The sequence below is a fragment of the Methylorubrum sp. Q1 genome (genome assembly GCF_004683995.1).
Classification (GTDB): Bacteria; Pseudomonadota; Alphaproteobacteria; order Rhizobiales; family Beijerinckiaceae; genus Methylobacterium.
This window is the reverse complement of the sequence record NZ_SRHQ01000001.1, coordinates 291120-316746: the sequence shown is the minus strand read 5'-3', so window position 1 is coordinate 316746 and position 25627 is coordinate 291120. Positions and strand designations below refer to the sequence as shown.

Here is a 25627-nt window from a genome sequence, read left to right as displayed (position 1 = left end):
GGATGAGGCGGAGTGTGGACCACGCATCCGGCGATCGCGCCGCTCTCAGGCCCAACCCCCATGCCCCCCACCGACTCCGATATCCGGGCCATCCATTACGGCCTCCCGCCGGCCGATCTGGCGGAGGTGCCCGAGGGCGCCGCCCAGGTTTCGCCGCTGATCCCCGGCTCGGCGCGGCTGGAGGACGTCGCCGAAGCGAGCCTCGATGCGGCCCTGCTGCTGGCCCCGCCCGGCACGGCGGAGCGGCGTTACGCCCTGGCGCTCGCGATCCGGGCCGTGAAGCCCGGCGGGCGGCTGGTGGCGATGGCGCCCAAGGACAAGGGCGGCACGCGGCTCGCCAAGGAGCTGCGCGGCTTCGGCTGCGCCGTCACCGACGAGCCGCGCCGCCACCACCGCATCTGCACGGCGACGCGTCCCGAGATGCCCGCCGGCATCGAGACCGCTCTGGCGGGTGGCGCACCGCGCCACATCGACAACCTCGCGCTCTGCACGCAGCCCGGTATCTTCTCCTGGGACCGGCTCGATCCCGGCAGTGCCCTGCTGCTGCGGCACCTGCCCGCTCTCTCGGGGCGCGGGGCCGATTTCGGCTGCGGCCTCGGCATCCTGGCCCGCGCGGTGCTGAAATCGCCGAAAGTCGCGTCGCTCACCCTGATCGACATCGACCGCCGCGCCATCGAGATGGCCCGGCGCAATGTCGAAGACGCGCGGGCCACAGCTCACTGGGCCGACCTGCGTGGGTCGGAGCCGGCGCTGTCGGGCCTCGATTTCGTCGTCACCAACCCGCCCTTCCACGATGGCGGCGCCGAGGATCAGGCGCTCGGCCAAGCCTTCATCACCCGCGCGGCGGCGGTGCTGCGGCCGAGCGGAACGCTCTATCTCGTCGCCAACACCCACCTGCCCTACGAGGCGCCCCTGCGCGCCGCCTTCCGAACCGTCACGACGCTGGCGACGGAGGGGGGCTACAAGCTGTTCGAGGCGCGCAAATGAAGGCGCTCCGCCTCGACCGATTGCTGGCCAATCTCGGCTACGGTTCGCGCCGCGAGGTCGAGGGGCTGGCCCGCGCCGGTCTCGTCCGGCTCGACGGGCAGGCCCTGCGGGACGCTTCGCAGCGCATCCCGCTCGAGCCCGACCTCTCGGCCCGGATGACGGTGCAGGGTGAGGCGCTCGATCCGCTGCCGGGCGTCTGCCTGATGCTGCACAAGCCGCTCGGCGTCACCTGCTCGCACAAGGAGGTCGGGCCGCTGGTCTACAGCCTGCTGCCTGAGCGCTGGCGGCGGCGCGATCCGGCGCTCTCCACGGTCGGGCGCCTCGACAAGGAGACCTCGGGCCTTCTGCTGATGACCGATGACGGCGCGCTCCTGCACCGGATCATCTCGCCGAAGGCCAAGGTCTCCAAGCGCTACCGGGTGACGCTGGCCCGCCCGCTCCAAGGCGACGAGACCGCGATCCTCGCCTCGGGCGAGATGATGCTGGAGGGCGAGGACAAGCCGCTCCTGCCGGTGGAGATGGAGACCGATGACCCGACGCATTGCACGGTGATCCTGCACGAGGGCCGCTACCATCAGGTCCGGCGGATGTTCGCCGCGCTCGGCAACCATGTCGATGCGCTCCACCGCGACCGCGTCGGCGGCCTCGCGCTCCCCGCCGACCTGCCGGCGGGGGAGTTCCGGATCCTGGGGCCGGGCGAGATCGCGACGACGTTCGAAGGGTAGGGCGCTTTCCGACGAACCGGACGCCGGTTCGCGATAAGAATGCGTGTCGACACAAAGATTTGGAGACGCCGGCCTGATGCAATCAGGTCGGATACGGCGCCAGCGGTCTAGCCGGCCACGGCCCTGCGCCGTGCGAGGCGCCGGTCGAGGAGCACCAGCGCCCATCCGACAGCGAGGAAGGCCGCCGCGATCGCCCCGGCATAGGCCGCGACCGGGCCCCAGCCGATCTTGCCCACATCGAGAAACGGGTAGGGATAGCGCGCATCGTAGGCGCCGCGCACGAGCGTGTAGCCGAGGTAGATCAGCGGGTAGCTCGCAAACAGCACGAGGTCGCGCCCTGCGAGGCGCCCCTTCGGCACGAAGGCGAGCCAGAACAGCGGCACCAGCACCGGCAGCGCTTGGTGGAGCAGGATGTCGCCGACGAGGTCGCCCCCGCGCAGCGTCCTGACGCGGTAGAGCAGCAGCCGCTGAACAAGGCCGACGAGCAGGGTCGCGAGCACCGTGGTGGCGACGAGCCGGGGCTGGGCCAGGGCCGGCACCCGCAGGGCGATCCCGCCGAACACCGCGAGGACGAGGAGTCCGGTGAGGTTCGTGAAATAGGCGGCCATGATCCAGGCCGCGAGCGGCACCGAGCCGGTTCGGCCGAACACGGCGGAGAAGCCGAATCCGACGCCGACGGCGGCGCAGAGCGCGATCAGGGCCGCGGCGAGGCGGGCGGTGCGGGAATTCATCGTTCGCGGCGTCGGCATCCGAGACGGGCTTCGTTCTGGCCGCGCTTCGCGACCCGGCGATGACGCGTGCTGATTCCGGTCGCGGCGCTGGGGTGATGAAGCGCCGAGACAAGGGAATTGGGATTCCGGGTCAAGTCGCGAGCGTTGAAATCCGGTTCCGGCAAAGGTGAGGGTCCGGGCGGCACGGCGCATCCTGCATTCTTCGCGCCGGTGCCGCCTTTTCGACCGAGGACACCCCGTCATGCTCGGGCGGATCGCGTCGTCGCGGGGCTGCTTTCTGCCCCACTCCCCGCCCTGGCCGTCGAGACCGCGCCGACCGAAGGCCAGGAACGACGCCGCCGCCAAGGGCTGGTACGAAAAGGCCGCCGCTCTCGGCAACACGGGGGCGATGCAGAAGATCGCCGCCCTCTACGAGAAGGGCACGGGCAAAGCAGGCGCCAAACGCTAGCGCGTCGTCCCGACGAGCGTGGCCGGCTTTCGGAAGAAGCCAATGCCTTCCGGGGATGCCTTGACAGGGGAGGGCGGCTGCCGGAGGCGGTTTCGCCGTGCTGCTCGATCTCCTCCATCTTCTCACCACGCCTGCGCCGCGGGCCCAGCGCCGGCTCGGCTATTTGCGCGATAGCATCTGGCTGATGTCGCGGGCGCGCCGCTGCCGCCGGGCCTGGGCGCCGCATTTGGAGGCGAGCCGGGCGGTGATGCGCGCGGCCATCGCCGCCACCGGGCGGCGCGACACCGCCGTGGTGCTGGGCTCCGGACTTCTGCTCGACGTGCCGCTGGCGGATCTCGCCGCGCGCTTCCGCCGGGTGGTGCTGGTCGATGCCGTGCATCTCACGCCCGCCCGGCGCGCGATCCGCGCCTTCACCAATGTCGAAACGCTGACGGCGGATCTGAGCGGCGCGATGGCACTGATGACCGGCACGGCGCGCGATCTCGATCCCCGCCTGCCATCGGTCTGCGCCGAGCCCGGCACCGGCCTCGTCATCTCGGCCAACCTCCTCTCGCAACTGCCGATCCGCCCGGTCGAGCGGTTGGAGTCATCGCGCCGCCCCTTTGGGCCCTGGACGCCGGAGGACGGCGACGGCTTCGGCCGGCGGATCGTAGAGGGCCATCTCGATGCCCTGGCCGGTCTCACGGCGCGGGTCTGCCTCGTCACCGACCTCGACGAGGCCGAAGAGGACCGAGAGGGACGGGTCCATGCGCGGCACGACCTGCTTTACGGCGTATCGCTTGGAAGCCCTGAACGGGCCTGGAACTGGGAACTCGCGCCGTTCGGGGAGACCGCGCGCCACCGGCGCCTGATGCATCGCGTCGCGGGGTTTTCGGATTGGAGGCCGTGAGCTGAGCGATCGTGCTCATCGCAGCGGGAACCGGTCGAACTCTCAGAGCAAAATAAGAAAAACCATCCGGGTATTCGGCTGTCTGGCCGTCCCCAAGTGTTTATCTGGCGACATCATCCGCTGCTTCCGTCTCGATTCTAGGATCGAAGCGGAGTGTTCGGAAGATTTGACCGGGAAAAACAGAAAAGACCTTCGGGAGGTTTTGGTACGATGCGCCGCTTCTCCGCCCTGTTCCTTGCCGCGACCCTCGTGCCCGGCGCCGCCAGCGCCCTGTCGATGACCGACACGCTGGAGGCCTGGAAGCAGAGCTCGACCATGGATCGCCTCCAGCTCGCGACCCGCTTCGGCAAGTCGTTCGTGTCGGTCAACGAAAGCTTCACCGCGGGCTACTTCGTCAAATGCATCGACGAGGTGGCGGGCTACGCCAACGCGCAGAAGGCCAAGATCGAGGATGCGGTACGCGAATGCGTCGCCTCGCAGCTCCGGATGACGGGCAAGGGACAGGCGGACGATTAGAGCATCATTCCGAAAGGCGGTCGCCGGCTTTTGGAAAAAGACGATGCTCTAGCCCCCTCAGATCTCGATCTCGGTGCCGATCTCGATCACCTGCCGCGCCGGCACGCAGAAATGGGCGCCGGTGTGCTCGGCGTTGTTCTGCATCACCGCGAAGACCGCCTCGCGCCAATCCGACATGCCGCGCTGGTCGGAGACGGGGATGATGGTCTCGTGGCCGACGAAGACGGTGAGATCCTCCGCGAACTCCTTCGGCAGGAGCCCGGCGCCGACGGCGCAATCCAGGCCCTCGGGGATCGAGGCCGATTGCATGAAGCCGTAATGCAGCACCACGCGGCGGATGTCGGGGGTGATCTCGGTGACGCGGGCGCGCTCTTCGCGCGGCACGGTCGGCGTTTCCTCGAACAGAGCGGTCACGATCAGCACGCGGGCGTGGAGCGCGCCCAGGCGCTCGACGAAGCGCATCATCGGCAGCGGGATGCCCTCGGTCGCCGAGGACAGGAAGGCGGCCGAGCCCGGCAGCGTCGTCGGCCGCCCATGGTGCAGGCTCTCGAGGAAGCGCGCCTCCGGCGGGCGCAATTCCACGCGCGCCCGTTCCAGGCAGAGATTGCCCTTGCGCCATGTCAGCATCAGGAAGGCGATGATGCCGGCCAGCAGCAGCGGAAACCAGCCGCCCTCGAACAGCTTCACGCTGTTGGCCGAGAGGAAGATCAGGTCGATCACGAGGAAAAAGCCGTTCACCGCCAGCACGAGGGGCAGGCCGAAGCCCCATTTGCGGGCGACGAGGCCGGCGAGCAGGGTGGTGATCGCCATCAGCAGCGACACGGCGATGCCGTAGGCCCCGGCCAGCGCATCGGAGGAGCGGAAGATCAGGACGGCCGAGAGCGTCGCGGCGGCGAGCATCCAGTTCACCAGAGGCACGTAGATCTGGCCGCTCTCGTCGGAGGCGGTGTGGACGATGCGCAGCGGCGGCAGGAAGCCGAGCTGGATCGATTGCCGGGTCAGGGAGAACACGCCCGAGATCACCGCCTGCGAGGCGATGACGGCGGCCAGCGTCGCCAGCCCGATCAGCGGATAATGCAGGACGCCCGGCGCGAGGCGGTAGAACGGGTTCTCGGCCGCCGACGGATCGACCAGCAGGATCGCGCCCTGCCCGAAATAGTGGATCACCAGCGCCGGCAGCACGAGCACGAACCACGCGACGCGGATCGCCCGCGCGCCGAAATGGCCGAGATCGGCATACATCGCCTCGCCGCCGGTGACCGCGAGGAAGGCCGCGCCCAGCATCGTGAAGCCGACATGCAGGCCGGCATGCGCCGTGAACTCGACCGCGCGCAGCGGATTGACCGCCGCGAGGATCTGCGGCGCCTGCACGATGCCACCGAGGCCGAGGGCGGCCAGCACGAGAAACCAGACCAGCATCACCGGCCCGAAGATCTTGCCGATGAAGGCCGCGCCCCGGCGCTGCACGAGGAACAGGCCGACGAGGATCACCAGCGTGATCGGCACGATGAAGCGGTCGAGGGCGGGGGCATCGACCCGCAGGCCCTCCACCGCCGAAAGCACCGAGATGGCCGGGGTGATCGCCCCGTCGCCGTAGAGCAGGGCGGCGCCGACGAGGCCGACGGTCAGCAGCAGTGCCTGTCGCGAGCCGGGTTGCGCGTGGCGGGCGCCGAGCAGCGCCAGCATCGCCACGATGCCGCCCTCGCCACGGTTGTCGGCCCGCAGGATCAGCACCGCGTATTTCAGCGAGACGACGAGGATCAGCGCCCACAGGATCAACGAGACGGCGCCGGTCACCGCGACCGGGCTCGGATCACCGCCCGGACTCGCGGCGCGCACCGCCTCCTTGAGGGCGTAGAGCGGGCTCGTGCCGATATCGCCGTAGACGACGCCGAGGGTGGCGACCAGCAGGCCCGCCCCGAGGCGGCGGCCCGGCCCGGGCTCCGATTGGCTCGCGTCGGAGGGCTGGGTGGCGGGCTGGCTCACGATTGTGCTCCGGAAAGCGGGGCCATCAGAGCGCTTTCCGACGGAGTGGATGCCGGTTCGGCCAAAGGAAGCGCGCTGAAACGAAAGACCGAGAGCCGTCTCCGGCCTGATGCGATCAGGCCGGAGACGGCTCTCGTGGCGGTTCACCTATGGAGCGGTGGAATAAAAGCCAGGGTCTCTCGTAACGTGCGCCGGGGTTGGTTACGGCTCGCGAGACGGGTGGGCATCCGGCCCGGTCTTGTCGGGGTTGGGGCGGCCGTCGCGCAGACGAGCGGCGGCGGCGGCGGCCTTCTCGCCGATCCGGCGGCGCAGGTCGTCGGACAGCTCGATATCGACGAGGCGCCAGCCCCAGTCGCGCAGGCGCAGGCGGATGCGGAACTGCTCGTGGCGGGGCCGGTCCGGCGGCACGGCGATCAGCACGGAGCGGAAGCCGCGCATGTCGGCGGCGAGATAGTAGCGCAGCAGCCGCTTGAGATCGGGGATGCGCAGGCCGTCGCGCCGCTCGTGCCGGCCGGCCGGCGCGGCGAGGTCGGCGCCCTGCGGCCAGCCATCGTCCAGGAGGTCGATCACCGCCTTCGGCGTCAGCGCCGATTCTATGATCGGGAGCGCGACGGCTGCCGCCGCATCGGCGATGCGCTGCCGTTCGCGTGGATCCAGGGCGTTGCTGTCGGCCTTGACGGCAGCGCTGATCTGCCGGGCGAGCGAGAGGCGCAGCGTGCGGAAGTTGACGCGCTGCTCCACCGCCGCCGCGTCGCCCGCCTGCACCGCCGCGGCGAAGCCGTAGAGCGACCAGAAGGGCGTCAGCGTGTAGGCGAACCAAGCCGCCACCGCGAGAAGGGGAATGAGCCACCACCGCATCGGATCAGCCGCGGATGCGCGGTTGGATCATGCCGGGCTGTCCCCGGTCACATTGTCCCCTGCGCCATGCCAGCCCGTCAAACCGGAGAAGGCCGCGACGACGCCTTCGTAGACCGGACGCTTGAAGGGGACGATGAGATCCGGCAGCGCCTCCAGCCGCTCCCAGCGCCACGCCTCGAATTCGGGCTTGTGGTGACCGCCGCCGGGGGCGTCCACATCGATCACCGATTCGTCGCCGGTGAGCCCGAAGGCGAACCATTTCTGGCGCTGGCCGCGGTAGCGGCCCTTCCAGGCCTGCTTCATCACCGCGGGCGGCAGGTCGTAGGCGAGCCAGTCGCGCGTCTCGCCGAGCAGCGTGACGGCGCTGGCCGGCACGTTGGTCTCCTCGTGGAGTTCGCGCAGGGCCGCAGCGAGAGGCTCTTCCCCCTCGTCGATCCCACCCTGGGGCATCTGCCACGCGCGATCGCCGTCGACATGCTCGGGGCCCGCCTCGCGCTTGCGCCGCCCGATGAAGACGCGGCCGTCACGGTGGAACAGGGCCACGCCCACGCAGGGGCGATAGGGCAGCGCGCTGCTCTCGGGCAGGCGCCGGAGGTCGTCGTCGGGGCGGGTCATGGCGGGCTCGTGCTGGCGGCGCGACCATAGGAGGCCGAACCGGTGCGGGCAACGCCGACCTAACCCGCATCTGAGGCCGTAAAACGAGCGTGGGCGCGGCCGAGGCCGCGCCCACGTCTTTCCCTGCAGTTCCCAAGGTGTGACTTAGGCCGCGCGCACGTTCGCGAGGAAGCGGCCGACTTCCGCCGAGAGATGGTCGGACTGGCGCGACAGCTCGGAGGAGGCGGCGAGCACTTCGGCGGCGGTCGCCCCCGCCTCCTCGGCGGCCTGCGCCACGCCCGTGATATTGTGCGTCACCTCGCCCGCACCCATCGCCGCCTGGGCGACGTTGCGCACGATCTCCTGCGTCGCCGCGCCCTGCTGCTCCACCGCCGCGGCGATCGAGGCCGCCACGGAGCTGATCTCCTCGATGCGCCCGGTGATGCTGCCGATGGCCGAGACCGCGTGGCCGGTGGTCTCCTGAATGCGGCCGATCTGGCCGGAGATTTCCTCGGTCGCCCGCGCGGTCTGGTTGGCGAGTTCCTTGACCTCGGCGGCGACCACCGCGAAGCCGCGGCCTGCGTCACCGGCGCGGGCCGCCTCGATGGTGGCGTTGAGGGCGAGCAGGTTGGTCTGCCCGGCGATCGTGGTGATCATGGTGACAACGTCGCCGATCTTGGAGACGGCTGCGCTGAGTGCCCGGACATGGGCCGCCGTCTGTGCTGCCTCTCCCACCGCCGCCTGGGCGAGCGTCGAGGAGCCGCTGACCTGCCGGCCGATCTCCTGCACCGAGGCGCCCAGTTCCTCGGCCGCCGCCGCCACGGTGTTGACGTTGGTCGCGGCCTCTTCCGCCGCCGCCGCCACGCTGACGGACTGGCCGGCGGTACGGGTCGCGGCACCGGTCATGCCGTGCGCCGAAGCCTGCAACTGGGATGCGGAGGAGGAGACGAGGCTGACGACGCCGCCGACCGCACCCTCGAACCGCTCGGCCATCTCGCGCATCGCCGCCTTGCGCTGCGCCTCCGCCTCGGTGCGGGCTGCGGCGCTCTCCTCCTCGAGATTGCGCATGCGGATCAGCCCCGCCTTGAAGATCTGAACCGCGTCGGCGATCGTCCCGATCTCGGTCCGCTGGCCCTGATGCGGGATCGTGACCGAAAGGTCGCCCGCGGCCAGCGCCTGCATCGGCCCGACCACGGAGGCGATGCCGCGGGTCACGCCGCGGGTCATCAGGACCGCGAGTAGGACCGAGAGGCCGAGCCCGAGGGCGAGGACGGCGAGGCCGATCGTCCGCACCTGCTGGAACACGGCCTCACCCGCCGCCATCGCGCGGGCGGCGCCCTCGTTGTTGAAGGCGACCAGCTTCTCCAGGGCATTCGACATCGCCCGGCGCGGCACAAGGCCCTTCGCCTCGTAATAGGAGAAGGCTTCCGCTTTCCGGCCCTGGCGCGAGAGATCCATGACGATCCGCCGTTCGGTCTCGAAGGCGGCGGCTTCCCGAGCATAGGTCTCGTAGAGCGCCCGCTCCTCGGCATTCGCGATGAGAGGTTCGTAGGCCGCCCGCTTGTCGTCGATCAGCTTGCCGAAACGCTCGAAATCCTTGTCCATGGGCGGGGTCATCTTCGGATCGGCTGCCTGAGTGTGGCGCAGCATCACGCCGTTCATCCGCGCCGCCGCCGTGTCGATCTCGCCGAGCAGGCGGACGCTGGGAAGCCAATTGCGCTCGATATCGAGCGCTTGGTCGCGCATCCTTTGCGTTCCGACGAGACCTAGAACCCCTAAGCTGACGAGGAGGATCGTCAGCACAGTGAATGAAGCGATGAGCTTGCTGCGAATAGGAAGTGTTTGGAGCGACACGGAGGACTCCGCCAGGAGAGGCTCGCGCGAATTCGTTGAGCGAGCGGCGGGAGCTTGGCCCGGAAACACTTACCGGATCACCAACTGTTCATCAGATTTCGCGCCGTGCGGCGGGATTAAAATGGATGTACGTTTCGCAACAAATTGAAGGCTGACTTGGATGATCTGACTGCAATCTGCGCGTGTCCTATACCCTCAACGGGTAGGGTAGGCGTGTCATCGCTGGCCGTCTGGCGGTTTGCCGGGTTCCAATGGCTCGTACGCCGATGAATTCGGCTGATTGCCCGGCTCCAGACCGTTGTCATCGGGGGATCGATTTCGGATCCCTGTCATCCCAACAGCGGCACCCCCCGATCGGGCGATGTCCTAAGGCGCCGCGCTCGACAGCTTGGAGACGCCGCCAGGGCGGCGCAGGATCGCGCTCACCGGCACGAGACGGATGCCGCGTGCCTCCAGATCGCGCGACCAGCGCGACAGGCGCTCGATCGTCAGCGGCGAGGCGCTGGAAGAGGCCAGCACGAGACCCTTCTGCCGGGCCAGGGTCTCCAGGCGGGCGAGTTCCGCGTCGATGGCATCGGGCCGTGCGACGGCGTCGATCACGATCTCGGCCCGCGCGGTCGGCAGCTTGGTCTTCGCCGCGACGGTCGCGACCTGGGTGCCGGGCGCCGCGCCGTCATCGACGAAGCCGAGCCCGCGGGCGGACAGGTCCTTCAGCACCGGTTCCAGGGCCCCGGCCTCGCTCATCAGCTTGGCGCCCATGAAGTTCACGGCCCCGACGAAGCCCGGAAACCGGCTCATCGCCCAGGCGGCCCGGTCGAGGTTCTCGCTGGGGCGGGCCGAGGCCAGGAGCGTCTGCGGACCGGGATCGCTGTCGGGATAGTCGAACGGCTCCATCGGCAATTGGAGCAGGATCTCGTGGCCGGCCTCGCGGGCGCGGGTCGCGGTCTTTTCGAGGTCGGTGCCATAGGGCGAGAGCGCAAGGCTCACCGCAGCGGGAAGCCGGGCGATGGCGCCGAGGGTGGCGTTTTCGCCGATGCCGAGACCGGAGACGAGGACGGCGATGCGCGGCCCGGTGCCGGGCTCGTCCGGGCGGGCATAGACGTCGAGCGGCCGCAGCCGCCCTTCGCCGATCCGGGGCAGGGGGCCGTGGCGCCCGCGCTCGGTCAGGCGTGCATCGGGGGCCGGCGCGAGCTTCACCTGGGCGGCGTTCGGGACGCGGATGATGACCGGCGCATCGGGGGCCGTCGAACCGTCGGGGCGGAACACGCTGACGCCGGACGCCTGCTCGACCTCGCTGGCGGACTGGGCCGGTCCTTTCGAGGGAGGCGGTGCGGCGTCTGCGATGCGGGGGACGGAGGCCGAGGCCTCGCGGATCTCGATGAACGCCTGCGCCCGAGGTTCGCCGCCGCGGGGATCGCCGGTGAGGGCGATGCCGCCGGCGAGCAGGGCCACGACCAGCGCGCCGACGCCCGCCGCCGCACCTGCGGACGGGCGCAGGGAAAAGCGCGGACGCGCCGCCTTGTCCGCGACTCCGAGAGGTTTCGTCAGGATGTCGTCGGCCGCGTCGCTCACCCGCCGTCCTGCCTGTTGGCCCATGCTCGGACGACCGGGCGCGGCCTTGAACGAGAAACGGCCCGCAATCCCGGTCTGAACCGGTATTGCGGGCCGCCATGGTTAATCTTTCCCTAACACCGCAGCGGATGCCCGCGGCGGCCCGGCACAATCAGTTCTGCGTGGCCGGCTTCGTCACGTTGGCCGCACCCTTCTGGATGCCGTGCAGGAAATCGACCGCGGCGATGAGCTGCTTGTCCTTGGCCGGATCCGGCGGGATGTAGGCCGAGGAACCACCGCGCTCCTCGGTATCCTTCTGCTTGAGGTGGCCCTTCAAGCCGGCCTCGCCCTTGGTCTCGTCCTTGCCCTTCAGATCGTCGGGCACCTCCTGCAGCACCTCCTGATCCGGCTCGATGCCCTTCGCCTGGATCGAGCGGCCGGACGGCGTGTAGTAGCGCGCGGTGGTGAGGCGCAGGGCGCCCTGGCCGCCGAGCGGGATGATCGACTGCACCGAGCCCTTGCCGAAGGAGCGCGTGCCCATGATGGTCGCGCGCTTGTGATCCTGCAGGGCGCCGGCCACGATCTCGGAAGCCGAGGCCGCGCCGCCGTTCACCAGCACCACGATCGGCTTGCCCTTGGCGAGGTCGCCGGCCTTGGCGGAGAAGCGCTGCGTCTCGTCCGGGTTGCGGCCGCGGGTCGAGACGATCTCGCCGCGGTCGAGGAAGGCGTCGGAGACCATCACCGCCTGATCGAGCAGGCCGCCGGGGTTGTTGCGCAGGTCGAGCACGTAGCCCTTCAGCTTGTCGCCGCCGATCTCGCTCTGGAGCTTGTCGATCGCCGTCTTGAGGCCGTCGTAGGTCTGCTCGTTGAACTGGGTCAGGCGGACATAGCCGACATCGCCGCTCTCGACCTTCGAGCGCACCGGGCGGATCTTGATCACGTCGCGCGTCAGCGAGACGTCGAGCGGCTCCTTGGCCTCCTTGCGGGAGATCTTCAGCTTCACCGTGGAGTTCACGGGGCCGCGCATCTTGTCGACGGCCTGGTTCAGGGTCAGGCCCTGGACCTGATCCTCGTCGATCTGGGTGATGATGTCGTTGGCGAGCAGGCCGGCCTTGGAGGCGGGCGTGTCGTCGATCGGCGAGACGACCTTGATCAGGCCGTCCTCCATGGTGACCTCGATGCCGAGGCCACCGAACTCGCCCTTCGTCGTCGTCTGCATGTCGCGGAAGGCTTTCGCGTCCATGTAGCTCGAATGCGGATCGAGCGATGTCAGCATGCCGTTGACGGCCGACTCGATCAGCTTCGATTCCTCGGGCTTCTCGACGTAGTCGGTCCGCACCTTCTCGAACACGTCGCCGAACAGGCTCAGTTGCCGGTAGGTTTCCGCCGAGGCCGCGATGGCGCTCGTACCGGACAGGAGCTGGGTCTGGGTCGACAGGGCCGAGGCGCCAATGCCGAGGGCCGCGCCGAGTAACACGAGGGACACTTTGCGCATTATCCGCGAACCTTCTCGCTGGAACTTCTCGCCCACCACGGCTCCGGATCGATAGAGCCGCCGTCTTTCCTGAATTCGACGTACAGGACGGGATCAATCCGATCATCGTCCTTCTGTGACGCAGCCTGCGTCACGTTCGACGGCGTGCTTGCCGGGGTGCCGTTGCCCTCGCCCATCACGGCCACCGGTTCGCCCGCCAGTACGAACTGGCCGACCTCGACGTTGATCTGATCCATCCCCGCGAGCAACAGATAGTAGCCGTCGCCCGCATTGATGATCAAGAGACGCCCGTAGGAGCGAAAGGGTCCGGCGAAGGAAACCCATCCGTCCGCGGGCGAGGAGACCACCGCCTTCGGCCGCGCCCGCAGCGAGATGCCGCGGGTGGTGCCGCCCTGGCCGTCGGGCTGGTTGAAGCCGCGCAGCAGGGGGCCGCTCACCGGCCTGGGCAGATCGCCGCGGGCCTCGGCGAACTTCACCTTGGGCGCGAGCCGCGCCGGATCGCGGGCGCCGGCGGCTGCGAACTTATCCTGGATCGCCCGCTGCTCGCGTTCGGCGGCGGCGCGGACCTCGTCGGCGGCGCGGCGGGCGCTCGACAGCTCGCCCTCCATCCGGTCCACGAGTTCCTTGAGCGATTTGGCCTGCGTGCCGAGTTCGGCGCTCTTGCGGCGCTCGGCGGTGAGGCTGGACTCGACCTCCGCCTGCCGGCTGCGGCGGGCGGCGATCAGCGCGTCGAGGCGCTGGCGCTCGGCGGCCCAGCCCGCGAGATCTTTCTTGAGCGCCTCGCGGTCGGCGGCGATGAGGCCACGCACGCGTACCAGTTCGGTGAGGTCGCCGGCCAGCGTATCGGCCTCGCCGCGCAACTCCGGCACCACCGCGCCGAGCATCATCGAGGTTCGGATCGCCGCCAGCACATCCTCGGGGCGCACCAGAACGGCGGGCGGGGGGCGCCGGCCCATGCGCTGGAGCGCGGCCAGGATCTCGGCGATGACCGCGCGGCGCGCCTCCAGCGACTTGCGGATCGCCGCGTCGCTGTCGGTCAGCGCGCGCAGGCGCTCCTCCAGCCGATTCATCCGGTCCTCGGTCGCCTGGGCTTGGCGTCCGGCATCGAGCAGGGCGGTGCTGAGCTTGGTCCGGTCGGAGCCGATCGCGGCGATCTCGGACTCCAACGCCGCCCGGTTGCCGCTGCTGGCCGCCAGCGCGTCCTCGATCTGCTTGAGGCTCTGGGCGCGGCGGTCCCGCTCCTCCTGCGTGCGCCGCATCGCCTCCGGGTCGGGCGTCGTCTGCGCGCGCACGGGCAGGGCGAGGCCGCCCGCGAGGCAGGCGAGGGCCGTCAGCGCCAGAGCGGACTTGGCCGTCAGGATCTTGGCCGCCAGGATCTTGGCCGCCAGGATCGTCGCCGACCGGGAGTGAGCCGTCACCTTGGATCTCATGCCTCGGGATCGCCCCGGTGATAGGGGTGTCCGGCCAGGATGGTCAGCGCCCGGTAGACCTGCTCGAGGGCGAGCACGCGCACCAAGCCGTGCGGCAGTGTCGCCGCCCCGAAGGCGAGAATATGGTCCGCGCGTCCGCGCACCGTCTCGTGAAGGCCATCCGCACCGCCGATGACGAGGACGAGCGTGCTGCGCCCCGCATCGCGCCACGCCCCGATCTTGTCCGCGATGCGCTCGCTCGGCCAGTCGGAGCGGCCGCGCTCGTCGCAGGCGATCACCGCCGCGTCCGCGGGTACGAGAGCCAGGATCGCCGCCGCCTCCTCGGCGATGCGGTCGGCGCCCCGGCGCGCGCGCGATTCGGGAATCTCGGCGAGATCGCAGGCGGTGACGCCCAGGCCCTTGCCAAGCGCGACCGCGCGCTCGCGGTAGCGGGCGGCGAGATCCCGCTCCGGCCCGTTCTTCAGGCGTCCGATGGCGACGACGAGCAGGCGCAAGGGGGTTGAACGATCCCGGGAGCGAGCGAGGTGTTGGGGCGCGATAGCACGATCACGCCAGGAACGGGGAGCCGATCGCGCGGGAAAACGTCGCCGGCCAGGCAGCCACGGACGGCCCGAGCGCCGAGAGGGTGGGGCCATGAGTGCCGGGATGCGACTCGTCCGGGGTGGCGGCACGGCGGCGGCGACCTACCTGCCGCCCTCACCGACGCCTTCGACCCGGAGCCGGCCTCCCGCCGCGCCTCGATCACCCGGGATCTCACGACAGGATCACGATGCACTCGCCCGCAAGCGCCGCACCGACGCGCCTCGACCGCAAGGCCGTGGGAGCGGTCGTGCTCGGCAACGCCCTCGAATTCTACGATTTCACGATCTACGCCTTCTTCGCCAAGTCGATCGGCGCGACCTTCTTCCCCTCGGACAGCCCGACCGACAGCCTGCTCGCGTCGCTCGCCCTGTTCGGGATCGGCTACGTGATGCGCCCCGTGGGCGGCGTGCTGATCGGTGCCTTCGCCGACCGGGCCGGGCGCAAGCCCGCGATGCTCATCACCATCGCGCTGATGGCGGTGGGCATGCTGATGCTGGCGGCCTGTCCCGGCACGGCGGTCCTCGGCGTCTGGGCACAGGTGATCGTGATTGCCGGGCGGCTGATCCAGGGGCTGGCGCTCGGCGGCGAGGTCGGACCCTCCACCGCCTTCCTGATCGAGGCGGCCCCGGCGCGGCACCGCGGCTTCGTCGCGAGTTGGCAGATCGCGAGCCAGGGCTGCGCCGCCCTGTTCGCCGGCCTGTTCGCCACCGTGCTGACCCTGGTGCTCGGCGATGCGGCCATGGCCAATTGGGGCTGGCGGCTGATGTTCGGCCTCGGACTTCTCGTCGTGCCGGTCGGCCTCGTGATCCGCAGCCATCTGCCGGAGACGGCGGGCGAAGGGCACGATCCCGCCGCCGCCGATTCGACGGGTGCGGTGCTCGGCCGCCTGTTGCGCCAGCACGGCCGGATGCTCGGGCTGACTTTCCTCGTCATCGCCGCCTCGACCGTCTCGAACGCGGTGGGCACCAACATGCCGGTCTATGCGGGGGCGACGCTCGGGCTCTCGGAGATGGCGGCCAACGCCGTGCCGATCGCCCTGGGGCTGGCCTCCGTGATCTTTCCGCTCCTCGGCGGATGGCTCGCCGACCGGTTCGGGCGCAAGCCGGTGATGATCTGGCCGCGCGCGCTGATCCTCGTGCTCGCCGTGCCGGCCTTCCTGTGGATGCTGCAGGTGCCGAGCGCGTTCAGCGTCTACGCCGTGACCTTCCTGCTCTCGGCCCTGTCCTCGATCAACGCGGCGGCGATCATCGTCGCCATCCCCGAAGCCCTGCCGCGGGCAGTGCGCAGTGCCGGGCTGTCGATCGTCTACGCGCTCTCCGTCTCGATCTTCGGCGGCAGCACGAATTACGTCGTGAACTGGCTGATCGCCGCGACCGGCGACCGGATGGCGCCGGCCTACTACCTCGCCGCCTTCAGCCTCGTCGGAACGGTCGCCGCACTGCTGCTGCCGGAGACGCGGGGGCGGGACATCCATGTCGACACGGCCACGCGGAGGTGAAGTCCGGCGGCGCGGACATCGTCGACGGGCAGGCTCTCACGGACCGGAGAGGACCAAATCGAGTCCGGACATCCCGGATGATCGGCGAGAGCACTCTCTCGCCGATCTCGTCGGGCTCGAAGACTGAGTATTTCGATGCAATGAATTATTAGGAAAAATGAGACCTAGTGCATCTCTGGCATAGGGCGCACGACGACCTGTCAATGGCCCGGTGTCCGGTAAGACGAGAATGAAATTCTTTCACGGCCGCCGAGAGCTTCTGAGCGGTATCGTACCGAGCTATACGGACCCGCAAGCCTGCATTCGCCAACTCGCGGAGTTGCGGAAGCAGATCCCGTCACTCTATGCGCTTCTCTCCGTCAACGCCTGCGCCCTCGCTTTCACCCATTACCCTTTTGCGCCAGCTTGGCTGACCGTCGGGCTCCCCGGCGCGATGATCGTCCTGTGTGCGGTACGGGCCGTGCACTGGTGGCATATCCAGCCGCTGGTGCTGTCCGGAGACGAGGCCGTCAAACGGCTGCGCGGCACCAGCCTCCTCACCGTCCTGTTCTCGGCCCTCTTCGTCGGCTGGGCGATGAAGCTTAACGCCTTTGGCGGGTCGTTCGAGCAGGGCCACGTCGCGATCTTCATCGCGATCACCGTCATCGCCTGCATCTTCTGCCTGACGCACCTGCCGGCCGCGGCGCTCCTCGTGACCGTCATCGTCATGGGCAGCTTCCTGATTCACTGCTTCACGAGCGGCAACAGCGTCTTCATCGCGATTGCGCTCAACACGGCCTTCGTCACCGTGGTGATGGTGCGCATCCTCATCAACAATTTCCTGGCCTTCCTCCAACTGGTCGAGTCCAAGGCCGAAGAGCAGCGGCTCGGCGAGGAGAACGAGCGCCTGGCGCATACCGACAGCCTGACCGGGTTGCCCAATCGACGCTATTTCTTCCAGCGCCTCGATGCGCTGATCGCCGCCTCGGCCGACGGAAACGCCGCCTTCGCCCTGGCGATCTTCGACCTCGACCGGTTCAAGCCGATCAACGACACGTTCGGCCACACCGCCGGAGACCGGGTGCTGGAGGAAACCGGGCGTCGTCTCGGCGCCTTCGCCGCGGACGGCGTGACGGTCGCGCGCCTCGGCGGCGACGAGTTCGGCGTGCTGATCCACGCGGCCGACTGTACGGCCGACGCGGTCGAGCTTTGCAGTCGCATCGGTGCGGCGCTGCACGCGCCGATTTCGCTCGGCGAGACCCAGGTCGTGCCGGGATGCTCGGGCGGCTTGGCGCTGTATCCCAGCGCCGGACGGGCCGCGGATGCGCTGTTCGACCGGGCCGACTATGCGCTCTACCACTCCAAGGAGCGAAAGCGCGGGACCACGACGCTGTTTTCGCAGGAGCATGAGGACGCGATCCGGGCCGAGCGCGCGGTGGAGACCGCCCTCCAGAGCGCGGATCTCGCCGCCGAGATGGAGATGCACTACCAGCCGATCCTCGACACGGTGACGGATCGCATCACCACGGTCGAGGCGCTGGCGCGCTGGACGAGCCCGAAGCTCGGGCGTGTGCCGCCCGACCGCTTCATTGCCGTGGCGGAGCGCTGCGGCATGATCCACTCGGTGACGCTGCTTCTCCTGAGCAAGGCGCTCGCCGACGCCGCCCGGCTCCCGCCCGAGATCGGCCTGTCGTTCAACCTCTCCTCGCACGACCTTGCCTCTCCCGAGACGGTCATCGCGATCCTCGCCGCGGTCCGGCAGAGCGGGCTCGATCCCCGGCGAATCACGCTGGAGTTGACGGAAACCGCGCTGATGCGCGACTTCGAGGGGGCGCAGAACGCGATCACGCTCCTGCGCGCACTCGGCATCAAGATCGCGCTGGATGATTTCGGAACGGGGTATTCGAGCCTGAACTACGTCCACCGCCTGCCGCTGGATCGGATCAAGATCGACCGCGGCTTCATGGCCGATGTCGAATCCGACCTGGGGCGCAGCGTCGTGATCACCATCCTCGATCTCTGCCAGAATCTCGGCCTGGACGGCATCGCCGAGGGGATCGAGACCGCGGAGCAACTGAGTGCGGTGCGCCGTCACGGCTGCCGCTACGTTCAAGGCTACCTGATCGGCATGCCGCAGCCGATGACGGAACTGCTGGACGACCTCAGGATGACGGCCCCAGCCGAGAAAATTTCGGTTTGAGAAGCCTCTCCAACTGGGGGTGTTGGTTTCATCACTTTATGTGTGTAAATTGATCATTTCGCTCTACGCTATTTGAGGCCAATCTAATGTTGGCCAAAAGGGTCGGAGCCTAGAGCGTGTTATGAACTGATAGGCAGGATTGGCGTTTTGGATCATGCCTTCTGATCGCCGCTCCTATCCGTCCGACGTGTCTGATGAAGAATGGGCACTGGTAGCGCCCTACCTCGCGCTGCTGCGGGAGGACTCGGCTCAGCGCGACCACGAGTTGCGCGAGGTGTTTAACGGGCTGCGCTACATCGTGAAGACGGGGGCGCCCTGGCGGTTCATGCCGCACGATCTGCCGCCTTGGGCGGCCGTGTATCAGCAGACGCAGCGTTGGCTGTCGGCCGACAGTTTCGCGGACGTGGCCGGCGACCTGCGGGCGGTGCTGCGGATGGCGGCGGAGCGGGAGCCGGAGCCCTCGGCGGTGATCCTCGATAGCCTGACGCTGCGCTCCTCGCCCGAGAGCGGCGAGCGGGCCGGCTATGACGGGGCCAAGCGCAAGCGGGGTGCGAAGCTGCATCTGGCCGTTGACACGCCGGGCCATGTCGTGGCGCTGCACGTGACGCCCGCCGATGTCGACGACCGGGCCGAGGTCGGCCGGCTGGCCGCCGAGGTGCAGGCGGAGACGGCCGACAGCGTCGAGTTGGCCTTTGTCGACCAGGGCTATTCCGGGCCTAAGCCCGCCGCCGCCGCGAGCGCGCACGGCATCGACTTGGAAGTGGTGAAGGCGCCTGAGGCCAAGCGCGGCTTTGTCCTGCTGCCGCGCCGATGGGTGGTGGAGCGCTCGTTTGCCTGGGCCACCCGCTGTCGGCGGCTGGTCAAAGATTACGAGCGCTACGCCAGCACGTTGGCTGGCCTGCACATGGTCGCCTTCGTCTGCCTCATGCTCCGACAAGCTGAAAAGCTTATGACAAGTGCATAACAGGCTCTAAAATTTGCTGCAATTCTCGTGGTAATCAATGTGTTCCACATGATAATATTCGACTAGATCAAAAAATTGCTCTCAGCAGCCTCCGCCTGACCCTCGCATGTCTGTAGAGGGAATTCACCCACTGTAACTATCGATCCAGGCCGGACGACCGTAAATTCGATAAAAATGAATAGCGCTGTCTTTTAGAGTTTTGTGCAGTAAATCTAGACCGTGTCGAATGCAGTATAAATGCAGAAAATTTACAAAACACTGGCGCTACCATGCCGCATCAAATTTTTCTCAATACTTTGCCGTACTCTATCAAAACCACGTTGGGATGGTTTGAGAACATGCAATGGCATCGGGTGCAAGCACCCGATGCCATTGCATGTAAAGCCCAATGCGATAATTTAAATAACTCGGATATTCATATTTCTTATATTTATAAAATGCTCGATATCAATCTTGTCATATGACAGTAAGTGCCCTTCGATTCTGTGTAGATCATCTGAAGAAAATATTGAATTTATTGAGCCAGATGAATTCAAGCTTTGAATCAATATACTAAGCTTGACTCGCCACTCTTCTGTAGGGAGACAATATCTTCTGGTCTCTGTTCCTGTCAATTTATCAATGCAGCTAAATAGCAAGATATTTCCTGCCTCTACATGCTGGCTGAAGCATGCGTCGCCAACATCTTCTGCTGACATGCCTGGCTCGGCAGAAAAAAGGGCAAAAGGCTTTCTTCCGCATAGCATCAACTCTAACTCTATGCCGCGGTGGGGGGCAATTTTTCCGGAAGAAATTGAAGACAGGCTTGTTTCCTTTTCTGAGTTCGATGAAGAATCCTAAGAACGTCCTCAGCATTGCTGGTGCCGTGCGGATCTACTTCCTTGGGCGTCGCTACCAAGTTTGAGTGTCCTCGGCCTCTACAATAATATATCGCCAAGCAAAGCGACGTCCGAAGAAATTCACCGAAGCCCGTCCGGCCGGTCTCCGGCGGCCCAGGCGAGCGCCTGCTCCAGGCGGTCGTTGCCCCAGAACAGCTCGCCGTCCCCGGTGAGGAAGCTCGGCGCGCCGTAGATGCCGCGGGAGCGGGCCTCCTCGCCGGCCACCTTCAGGCGGCCCTTGTTGCCCTCGGAGGCCGCCGCCTTGAGGATCTGGGTGCCGTCGAGCCCGAGCGCATCGAGGATGCGCCCCACCGCCGCCGGCTCGGCGATGGAGCCGCCCTTGGCAAAGCTCGTCTCGAACACCGACTTCGAGAACGGCACCAGCCAGTCCTGGTCGGCGCCGTAGGTCGCCACGCGCACTGCGCTGAGCGAATTCTGCGGAAAAGGGTTCGGGCGCGTGACCGGCGGGAGCCCGAGCCGGGCGGCCTCGCGGTCGAGGTCGCGCCACATGTTGCGGCCCTTGGCCGGGTAGAGGTTGAAGGGCGAATTGGTCCACCCCTGCGTCGCGAAGATCGGCCCGAGCAGGAATGGTCGCCAGCGCAGCTCGACGTCGGCGGCCTTGGCCAGCGCTTCGATGCGCATGGCCGAGAGGTAGGAGTAGGTCGAGGCGAACTCGTACCAGAATTCCAGGGTCGCTCGCCGCGGCATTCGTCGATTCTCCGGGTCATCTGGTCCGTCCTGCCGGTGACCCTACCACGTCTGCGATGACGCGCCGGGGCCGGCTGGATCGGAAACGAGGCAACTTGCATCCCGCCCCGGCGGTTGCGCGCCGCGCGCCTCCGCTGTTAATCCGCCTTCACCCTGTTGCCCGAGCCCAACACCATGTCCGACGCCCCTCCGAACAAATCCGTCAAGAAGGTCGTTCTCGCCTATTCCGGCGGACTCGACACCTCGATCATCCTCAAGTGGCTTCAGACCACCTATGGCTGCGAGGTCGTGACGTTCACCGCCGATCTCGGCCAGGGCGAGGAGCTGGAGCCGGCGCGCCGCAAGGCGGAGCTTCTCGGCATCAAGCCGGAAAACATCTTCATCGAAGACCTGCGCGAGGAATTCGTCCGCGACTACGTCTTCCCGATGTTCCGCGCCAACGCGGTCTACGAGGGGATCTATCTCCTCGGCACGTCGATCGCCCGGCCGCTGATCGCCAAGAAGCAGATCGAGATCGCCGAACGCGTCGGCGCCGACGCGGTGTGCCACGGCGCCACCGGCAAGGGGAACGACCAAGTCCGGTTCGAACTCGGCTACTACGCGCTCAAGCCCGACGTGACGGTGATCGCGCCGTGGCGCGAGTGGGACCTGCGCTCGCGCGAGCAGCTCATCGCGTTCGCCGAGCAGCACCAGATCCCGATCGCCAAGGACAAGCGCGGCGAGAGCCCGTTCTCGGTCGATGCCAACCTCCTGCACGCCTCCTCCGAGGGCAAGGTCCTGGAGGACCCGGCGGTCGAGGTGCCGGATTACGTCTATTCGCGCACCCTCTCGCCGGAAGAGGCGCCGGACACGCCCACGATCGTCACCATCGGCTTCGAGCGGGGGGACGCCGTCTCCATCGACGGCGAGGCGCTCTCGCCCGCCACGCTGCTGGCCAAGCTGAACGAGCTTGGCCGCGCCAACGGCATCGGCCGGCTCGATCTCGTCGAGAACCGCTTCGTCGGCATGAAGAGCCGCGGCATGTACGAGACGCCCGGTGGCACGATCCTGCTGCCGGCCCACCGCGCCATCGAGTCGATCACGCTGGATCGCGGCGCGGCCCATCTCAAGGATCAGCTGATGCCGCAATACGCGGAGCTGATCTACAACGGCTTCTGGTTCTCGCCCGAGCGCGAGATGCTGCAGGCGCTGATCGACAAGAGTCAGGAGAAGGTGACCGGCGAGGTGCGGCTCAAGCTCTACAAGGGCGGCGTCCACGTCATCGGCCGGACGAGCCCGCACTCGCTCTACGATCAGGATCTCGTCACCTTCGAGGAGGGCGCCGTCGCCTACGATCACCGCGACGCGGCCGGCTTCATCAAGCTCAACGCCCTGCGCCTGCGCACCCTGGCACAGCGCAAGAAGCGCGAGGGCTGAACGCCCCGCGTCTCAGCGATCCCCCAGGAAGGCGGGATCGTTCGAGACGAGGAGCACGCGCAGGTCGGAATCCGGGACGTAGTCGCGGGCTTCCCAGACGAAAGTGGTCGGACCCGTCTTGCGCACGCCCTGCCGGCAGAAGCTGACCAGGGCGTCCGCGCGGCCCTTGTCCACTGTCAGGGTGAAGCGGCCGATGCGCCCGGCCCAGTTGCGGGCCGTGGTCACGATGTAGGGCACCTCGAAGGCGCGGGTGTAGCCCTCGGGCTTTGCCGCGGCGAGGCGCCGGATGCCGGCCAAACCGGCCTCGTCGAGGCAGTAGCGCGCACGGAACTCGCGCGCCGCGGCGTCCTTGGGCGAGAGGAACTGATTGCCGGTCACGGGCACGTAGCTGTGGGAGAGGCGCAGCTCTGCGTCGGCCGGAAAGACCTGCTCCCAGTGGAACTTGGCCTCGCTGCGCCACTGCGCGCCGGCGTCGAACGTCGCATCGGACAACAGGTCGGCCTTGTGCAGGGCCTGGAGGTCGGCCGGTGAGAGCCGCTTGAGCGCCGTCTCCAAGTCCTCGCGCCGCAGAGGATTGAGCGGCAGCCCGTGGCGGGTGAGACGCTCGGTGACCTCCTGCGTACCGTGGAAGGCGCGCTCCTCCAGGGCCGGCTCGATCGTTTGGCCGTCCGCCTTGACCGTGAAGCCGACGAAGTTGGCGCTCCCCCGAACCGGCAGCGAGAGGGCGCTGAACGAGAGTTCGGCCCCGTCGATGGGCGGGAGCGGGAAGGCGAGGCGCAGGGTGCGCGGCGCCTTCGAGCGGTTGCGGAAGACGTAATCGACGCCGATGCGGTCGATGGCGATGCGAAGGTCCTCGCTCGCCAGCTCGATCTCGGCATCGCGCACCAGAACGAGGCCGCCCGCGTCGAGGGTGGCCGCGCTGTCGTTCGCCCGGGCGGGTGAGAACGACGATGCCAGGGCCAGGATGAGCGCGCCCGGCACCGTTCCCGCGATCCATCCCCGCTTCATCCGGCCTCTCCCCTTCGGAACCGCTGCACGGCCCGACCGCTGATAGGCGGCCGGCGCAGCGATTCGCAAAGGGGGAGCGGATGCGCTCAGGCCGGCTCCCAGGCGATCGTGCCCTCGGGCTGCCGGAATGGTCCCGGCCCGAGATCGCCGTAGCGCAGGAAGATCTGCATCGCCGGCTGCATCTCGCGGTGCAGGCGCTCCAGGCGGGCCTCCTGTTCGTCGGTCAGGATGGCGCGTCCGTCCGCGTCCTTCTCGGGCGGCTCGCCGAGATGGACTGCCATCTCCACCGTGTACCACGTCATGTGGCCGTAGGGCCGCTTCGGATCGACGCTCGGCACGTCGTATTCCTCGTCCCATTCGAGGCTGAACGCCCGCAGCAGCCGAAGGTGCTCGTCGGTGACTTCGAAGGTGATGTGCTCGGGCGTCTCGCCGGTGGCCTCGTCGCGGAACACGTCGAAGACATCCCCCGGCGCGAGCTTGGCGAGCGGGTTGTGGTACTGGTAGCGGCCGGGCTTCAGCGTCGCGTTCTGCAGGAACACGGCGAGCGCATCGCCCATCGCCCGGTGCTCCTCGTCCGCGCCCTCGTCGTCCCCGGTGACGTTGAAGATGTCGCCGTCGCGGTCGGTGCTGCCGTAGGGCGCATCCGGATGGATCATCGGCGCGCCGGCCTCGGCTCCGTTCCAGGCCACGACCATCCGCCGGATCAGCGCGATGCGCTCCAGCGTCAGGTCGAAGGTGTCCGTCTCGCTCATGTCGCCGGTCTGCCTCTCGCGCCCCTCGGGGCGGTTGAAAGCCCCGTCGCAACGCTCAGTGGCCCAGCGCCCGCGCGGGTGCAAGCCGTGCGATGTCTCGTCAGGCGGCCGGTTTCACGGTCTCGCGGGCGAGGAGGGCGCCGACCGCGTCGGGCAGGGCGTCGAAATGCTCGATGACCCAGTCGGGCGCCAGCTCGCGCATCGGCACGGGGGTGTAGCCGAAGGTCACGCCGACGACCGGGATGCCGGCCGCCTTGGCCGCGGCGACGTCGGCCTTCGAATCACCCACCATCACGGCGCGGTGGAGATCGCCCCCGGCGCGCTCGATGGTCGCGGTGATGTGGCGCGGGTCCGGCTTCGAGAACGCGAAGGTCTCCTTGCCGACGATCGTCCGGAAGCGGTGGCCGATGCCCAGCGCATCGAGCAGCGCCACGGCGTGCGCCTCGACCTTGTTGGTGCAAATCGCGAGGCGGAAGCCCGCCGCTTCCAGCCGGTCCAGCGCCTCGACCACGCCGGGGAAGAGGTGCGAATTGTCGGTGAGATGCGCGCCGTAATAGGAGAGGAAGTCCTGGAACAGCGTCTCCAGCCGTTCCGGCGTCAGGCTTGCGCCCGCGACCGTGAAGCCGCGCTGGATCAGCGCGCGCGCGCCCGCGCCGAGTAGGTCGCGAGCCTGTTCGAGGGGAAGCGGCGCGTGGCCGTTCCGGGCGAGGATGACGTTGAGGGTGCCGATGAGGTCGCCCGCGGTCTCGGCGAGGGTCCCGTCGAGATCGAACACGACGATCGGGGAGCTGTGCGGGTTCATCGGCATCCCGGTGCGTTTCATTGTCAAGCTGGCTAGCGGTCGTCTCTCCTACGATCAACCCTAGCGGTTGATACCCGGTTAGCGCGGACACTCAGTGTTGCCTCTCTGCCCAAGCTCCGCCACGGAGCGGGTGCTTGATCGCGCCGCCGATGATTCGCCGTTTCGCTCTTTCGCAACAAGACGATGTCCCGCCCCATGCGTGTCCCTTCGCGTCTTTCTCTTCCCCGGTTGACCGCCGGCCTGCTCGTCGCGGCCCTGGCCGGATTGCCGTCGGCAGCCGAGGCTGCCGGGCCCTACGAGTTCGTGGCTGCGCCCGCGGTCGATCTGAACCGGATTTACCGGATCGACCGCGCCAACGGCGAGGTCACCTCCTGCCAGTACGGCCTGCGCGACGACAGCGTCGGCGTCACCTTGTGCTTTGCCGCCGGAGAGGGCGCCGGCCCGCAGACGCCGGGCGAGTACGGCCTGATCGCCTCGCGCCACGCCCGCGAGTCGGGGATCTACCGGGTCAACTACCGCACGGGCGAAACCAGCGCCTGCTACGTGCAGATCCGTCAGGAACTCGTCGTCTGCACCGAGCAGGCCGGCCCGCCGCCCGCCGGCACCGCCAGCGGGGCGGGCGCCGCCGCGACCGGTCCGGCCCCCGGCCGCGCCGGCCCGAGCGCCACGCCGCCGCAGGGAACGCGGCCCTGACCGCCGACGCAGCGCCGGACGCCCTCGGGAAGCATCCGTGCTTCTCCGCGTCCGTCTTTTGCGGCGGCGGGGAGGCGTGCTAG

General features: G+C 68.3%; 23 protein-coding genes. 10 read left to right on the top strand and 13 right to left on the bottom strand.

What is annotated here, in order from left to right:
• Positions 1-60 precede the first annotated feature (60 nt).
• Positions 61-987 carry a class I SAM-dependent methyltransferase gene (locus tag E4V01_RS01255; protein WP_135297126.1) on the top strand — a complete coding sequence of 309 codons (927 nt, stop codon included), beginning with the start codon at positions 61-63 and terminating at the stop codon, positions 985-987.
• The gene (locus E4V01_RS01250; protein ID WP_135297125.1) at positions 984-1712 is read left to right on the top strand and encodes a pseudouridine synthase; all 729 of its coding nucleotides are present in this window, start codon (positions 984-986) and stop codon (positions 1710-1712) included. The genes E4V01_RS01255 and E4V01_RS01250 overlap by 4 nt, the downstream gene beginning before the upstream one ends.
• A gap of 107 nt (positions 1713-1819) precedes the next feature.
• Here the strand turns inward: E4V01_RS01250 and E4V01_RS01245 are convergent, their stop codons facing one another.
• Positions 1820-2443, bottom strand: coding sequence for a Pr6Pr family membrane protein (locus tag E4V01_RS01245; protein WP_135297124.1), 624 nt, complete (start codon positions 2441-2443; stop codon positions 1820-1822).
• Positions 2444-2684: 241 nt separating this feature from the next.
• Here E4V01_RS01245 and E4V01_RS01240 point away from each other — a divergent pair, with 241 nt between their 5' ends.
• From E4V01_RS01240 to E4V01_RS01230, 3 genes are all read left to right on the top strand, one after another.
• Positions 2685-2891 (top strand): hypothetical protein, encoded by a 207-nt coding sequence (locus E4V01_RS01240; protein WP_245517379.1) that lies wholly within the window; start codon positions 2685-2687, stop codon positions 2889-2891.
• 97 nt (positions 2892-2988) lie between these two features.
• Positions 2989-3780, top strand: a complete 792-nt coding sequence (locus E4V01_RS01235; RefSeq protein ID WP_135297123.1) for a hypothetical protein — start codon at positions 2989-2991, stop codon at positions 3778-3780.
• 210 nt (positions 3781-3990) lie between these two features.
• Positions 3991-4296, top strand: coding sequence for a hypothetical protein (locus tag E4V01_RS01230; protein WP_135297122.1), 306 nt, complete (start codon positions 3991-3993; stop codon positions 4294-4296).
• 57 nt (positions 4297-4353) lie between these two features.
• Here the strand turns inward: E4V01_RS01230 and E4V01_RS01225 are convergent, their stop codons facing one another.
• The 8 genes from E4V01_RS01225 to rlmH all read right to left on the bottom strand — a co-directional run bounded on the left by E4V01_RS01225 (position 4354) and on the right by rlmH (position 14558).
• Entirely contained in the window at positions 4354-6282 is a 1929-nt protein-coding gene (locus tag E4V01_RS01225; RefSeq protein WP_060769797.1) for a potassium transporter Kup, read from the bottom strand.
• A gap of 201 nt (positions 6283-6483) precedes the next feature.
• On the bottom strand, positions 6484-7140 hold the full coding sequence (locus tag E4V01_RS01220) for a DUF2939 domain-containing protein (RefSeq protein ID WP_135297121.1): 657 nt from the start codon (positions 7138-7140) through the stop codon (positions 6484-6486).
• Between the two features lie 27 nt (positions 7141-7167).
• Positions 7168-7755, bottom strand: a complete 588-nt coding sequence (locus E4V01_RS01215; protein WP_135297120.1) for an RNA pyrophosphohydrolase — start codon at positions 7753-7755, stop codon at positions 7168-7170.
• Between the two features lie 144 nt (positions 7756-7899).
• Positions 7900-9588, bottom strand: coding sequence for a methyl-accepting chemotaxis protein (locus tag E4V01_RS01210; protein ID WP_135297119.1), 1689 nt, complete (start codon positions 9586-9588; stop codon positions 7900-7902).
• A gap of 366 nt (positions 9589-9954) precedes the next feature.
• Positions 9955-11160 (bottom strand): divergent polysaccharide deacetylase family protein, encoded by a 1206-nt coding sequence (locus E4V01_RS01205; RefSeq protein ID WP_135297118.1) that lies wholly within the window; start codon positions 11158-11160, stop codon positions 9955-9957.
• Positions 11161-11311: 151 nt separating this feature from the next.
• On the bottom strand, positions 11312-12634 hold the full coding sequence (locus E4V01_RS01200) for a S41 family peptidase (protein WP_060769802.1): 1323 nt from the start codon (positions 12632-12634) through the stop codon (positions 11312-11314).
• On the bottom strand, positions 12634-14064 hold the full coding sequence (locus E4V01_RS01195) for a murein hydrolase activator EnvC (protein WP_135297117.1): 1431 nt from the start codon (positions 14062-14064) through the stop codon (positions 12634-12636). The genes E4V01_RS01200 and E4V01_RS01195 overlap by 1 nt, the downstream gene beginning before the upstream one ends.
• Positions 14061-14558 carry a 23S rRNA (pseudouridine(1915)-N(3))-methyltransferase RlmH gene (rlmH, locus tag E4V01_RS01190; protein ID WP_135297116.1) on the bottom strand — a complete coding sequence of 166 codons (498 nt, stop codon included), beginning with the start codon at positions 14556-14558 and terminating at the stop codon, positions 14061-14063. The genes E4V01_RS01195 and rlmH overlap by 4 nt, the downstream gene beginning before the upstream one ends.
• Positions 14559-14833: 275 nt before the next feature.
• Between rlmH and E4V01_RS01185 the strand changes: the two genes are divergently transcribed.
• From E4V01_RS01185 to E4V01_RS01175, 3 genes are all read left to right on the top strand, one after another.
• Entirely contained in the window at positions 14834-16144 is a 1311-nt protein-coding gene (locus E4V01_RS01185; RefSeq protein ID WP_135297115.1) for an MFS transporter, read from the top strand.
• Between the two features lie 229 nt (positions 16145-16373).
• Positions 16374-18323 carry a bifunctional diguanylate cyclase/phosphodiesterase gene (locus E4V01_RS01180; protein WP_135297114.1) on the top strand — a complete coding sequence of 650 codons (1950 nt, stop codon included), beginning with the start codon at positions 16374-16376 and terminating at the stop codon, positions 18321-18323.
• A gap of 154 nt (positions 18324-18477) precedes the next feature.
• The gene (locus E4V01_RS01175) at positions 18478-19287 is read left to right on the top strand and encodes an IS5 family transposase (protein ID WP_135297206.1); all 810 of its coding nucleotides are present in this window, start codon (positions 18478-18480) and stop codon (positions 19285-19287) included.
• Positions 19288-20246: 959 nt separating this feature from the next.
• Here E4V01_RS01175 and E4V01_RS01165 read toward each other — a convergent pair.
• Positions 20247-20873 carry a 2-hydroxychromene-2-carboxylate isomerase gene (locus E4V01_RS01165; RefSeq protein WP_060769807.1) on the bottom strand — a complete coding sequence of 209 codons (627 nt, stop codon included), beginning with the start codon at positions 20871-20873 and terminating at the stop codon, positions 20247-20249.
• A gap of 174 nt (positions 20874-21047) precedes the next feature.
• Here E4V01_RS01165 and E4V01_RS01160 point away from each other — a divergent pair, with 174 nt between their 5' ends.
• Positions 21048-22289, top strand: coding sequence for an argininosuccinate synthase (locus E4V01_RS01160; protein ID WP_060769808.1), 1242 nt, complete (start codon positions 21048-21050; stop codon positions 22287-22289).
• A gap of 12 nt (positions 22290-22301) precedes the next feature.
• Here the strand turns inward: E4V01_RS01160 and E4V01_RS01155 are convergent, their stop codons facing one another.
• From E4V01_RS01155 to gph, 3 genes are all read right to left on the bottom strand, one after another.
• Positions 22302-23297: a DUF4424 family protein gene (locus tag E4V01_RS01155; protein ID WP_245517378.1), complete on the bottom strand. Its 996-nt coding sequence runs from the start codon at positions 23295-23297 to the stop codon at positions 22302-22304.
• 86 nt (positions 23298-23383) lie between these two features.
• Positions 23384-24049 carry a hypothetical protein gene (locus E4V01_RS01150; protein WP_060769809.1) on the bottom strand — a complete coding sequence of 222 codons (666 nt, stop codon included), beginning with the start codon at positions 24047-24049 and terminating at the stop codon, positions 23384-23386.
• Between the two features lie 100 nt (positions 24050-24149).
• Entirely contained in the window at positions 24150-24851 is a 702-nt protein-coding gene (gene gph / locus E4V01_RS01145) for a phosphoglycolate phosphatase (protein WP_135297113.1), read from the bottom strand.
• A 183-nt stretch (positions 24852-25034) separates the two neighbouring features.
• On the opposite strand from gph, the gene E4V01_RS01140 reads away from it, so the two are divergent.
• Positions 25035-25544: a hypothetical protein gene (locus tag E4V01_RS01140; protein ID WP_135297112.1), complete on the top strand. Its 510-nt coding sequence runs from the start codon at positions 25035-25037 to the stop codon at positions 25542-25544.
• The last annotated feature ends 83 nt before the right edge of the window (positions 25545-25627 follow it).

Coding starts and splice junctions, on each gene's coding strand:
- E4V01_RS01255 (WP_135297126.1), top strand. CDS start 61: ATGCCCCCCACCGACTCCGATATCCGGGCCATCCATTACGGCCTCCCG.
- E4V01_RS01250 (WP_135297125.1), top strand. CDS start 984: ATGAAGGCGCTCCGCCTCGACCGATTGCTGGCCAATCTCGGCTACGGT.
- E4V01_RS01245 (WP_135297124.1), bottom strand. CDS start 2,443: ATGAATTCCCGCACCGCCCGCCTCGCCGCGGCCCTGATCGCGCTCTGC.
- E4V01_RS01240 (WP_245517379.1), top strand. CDS start 2,685: ATGCTCGGGCGGATCGCGTCGTCGCGGGGCTGCTTTCTGCCCCACTCC.
- E4V01_RS01230 (WP_135297122.1), top strand. CDS start 3,991: ATGCGCCGCTTCTCCGCCCTGTTCCTTGCCGCGACCCTCGTGCCCGGC.
- E4V01_RS01220 (WP_135297121.1), bottom strand. CDS start 7,140: ATGCGGTGGTGGCTCATTCCCCTTCTCGCGGTGGCGGCTTGGTTCGCC.
- E4V01_RS01215 (WP_135297120.1), bottom strand. CDS start 7,755: ATGACCCGCCCCGACGACGACCTCCGGCGCCTGCCCGAGAGCAGCGCG.
- E4V01_RS01200 (WP_060769802.1), bottom strand. CDS start 12,634: ATGCGCAAAGTGTCCCTCGTGTTACTCGGCGCGGCCCTCGGCATTGGC.
- E4V01_RS01195 (WP_135297117.1), bottom strand. CDS start 14,064: ATGAGATCCAAGGTGACGGCTCACTCCCGGTCGGCGACGATCCTGGCG.
- E4V01_RS01185 (WP_135297115.1), top strand. CDS start 14,834: ATGCACTCGCCCGCAAGCGCCGCACCGACGCGCCTCGACCGCAAGGCC.
- E4V01_RS01180 (WP_135297114.1), top strand. CDS start 16,374: ATGAAATTCTTTCACGGCCGCCGAGAGCTTCTGAGCGGTATCGTACCG.
- E4V01_RS01175 (WP_135297206.1), top strand. CDS start 18,478: ATGCCTTCTGATCGCCGCTCCTATCCGTCCGACGTGTCTGATGAAGAA.
- E4V01_RS01165 (WP_060769807.1), bottom strand. CDS start 20,873: ATGCCGCGGCGAGCGACCCTGGAATTCTGGTACGAGTTCGCCTCGACC.
- E4V01_RS01160 (WP_060769808.1), top strand. CDS start 21,048: ATGTCCGACGCCCCTCCGAACAAATCCGTCAAGAAGGTCGTTCTCGCC.
- E4V01_RS01155 (WP_245517378.1), bottom strand. CDS start 23,297: ATGAAGCGGGGATGGATCGCGGGAACGGTGCCGGGCGCGCTCATCCTG.
- E4V01_RS01150 (WP_060769809.1), bottom strand. CDS start 24,049: ATGAGCGAGACGGACACCTTCGACCTGACGCTGGAGCGCATCGCGCTG.
- gph (WP_135297113.1), bottom strand. CDS start 24,851: ATGAACCCGCACAGCTCCCCGATCGTCGTGTTCGATCTCGACGGGACC.
- E4V01_RS01140 (WP_135297112.1), top strand. CDS start 25,035: ATGTCCCGCCCCATGCGTGTCCCTTCGCGTCTTTCTCTTCCCCGGTTG.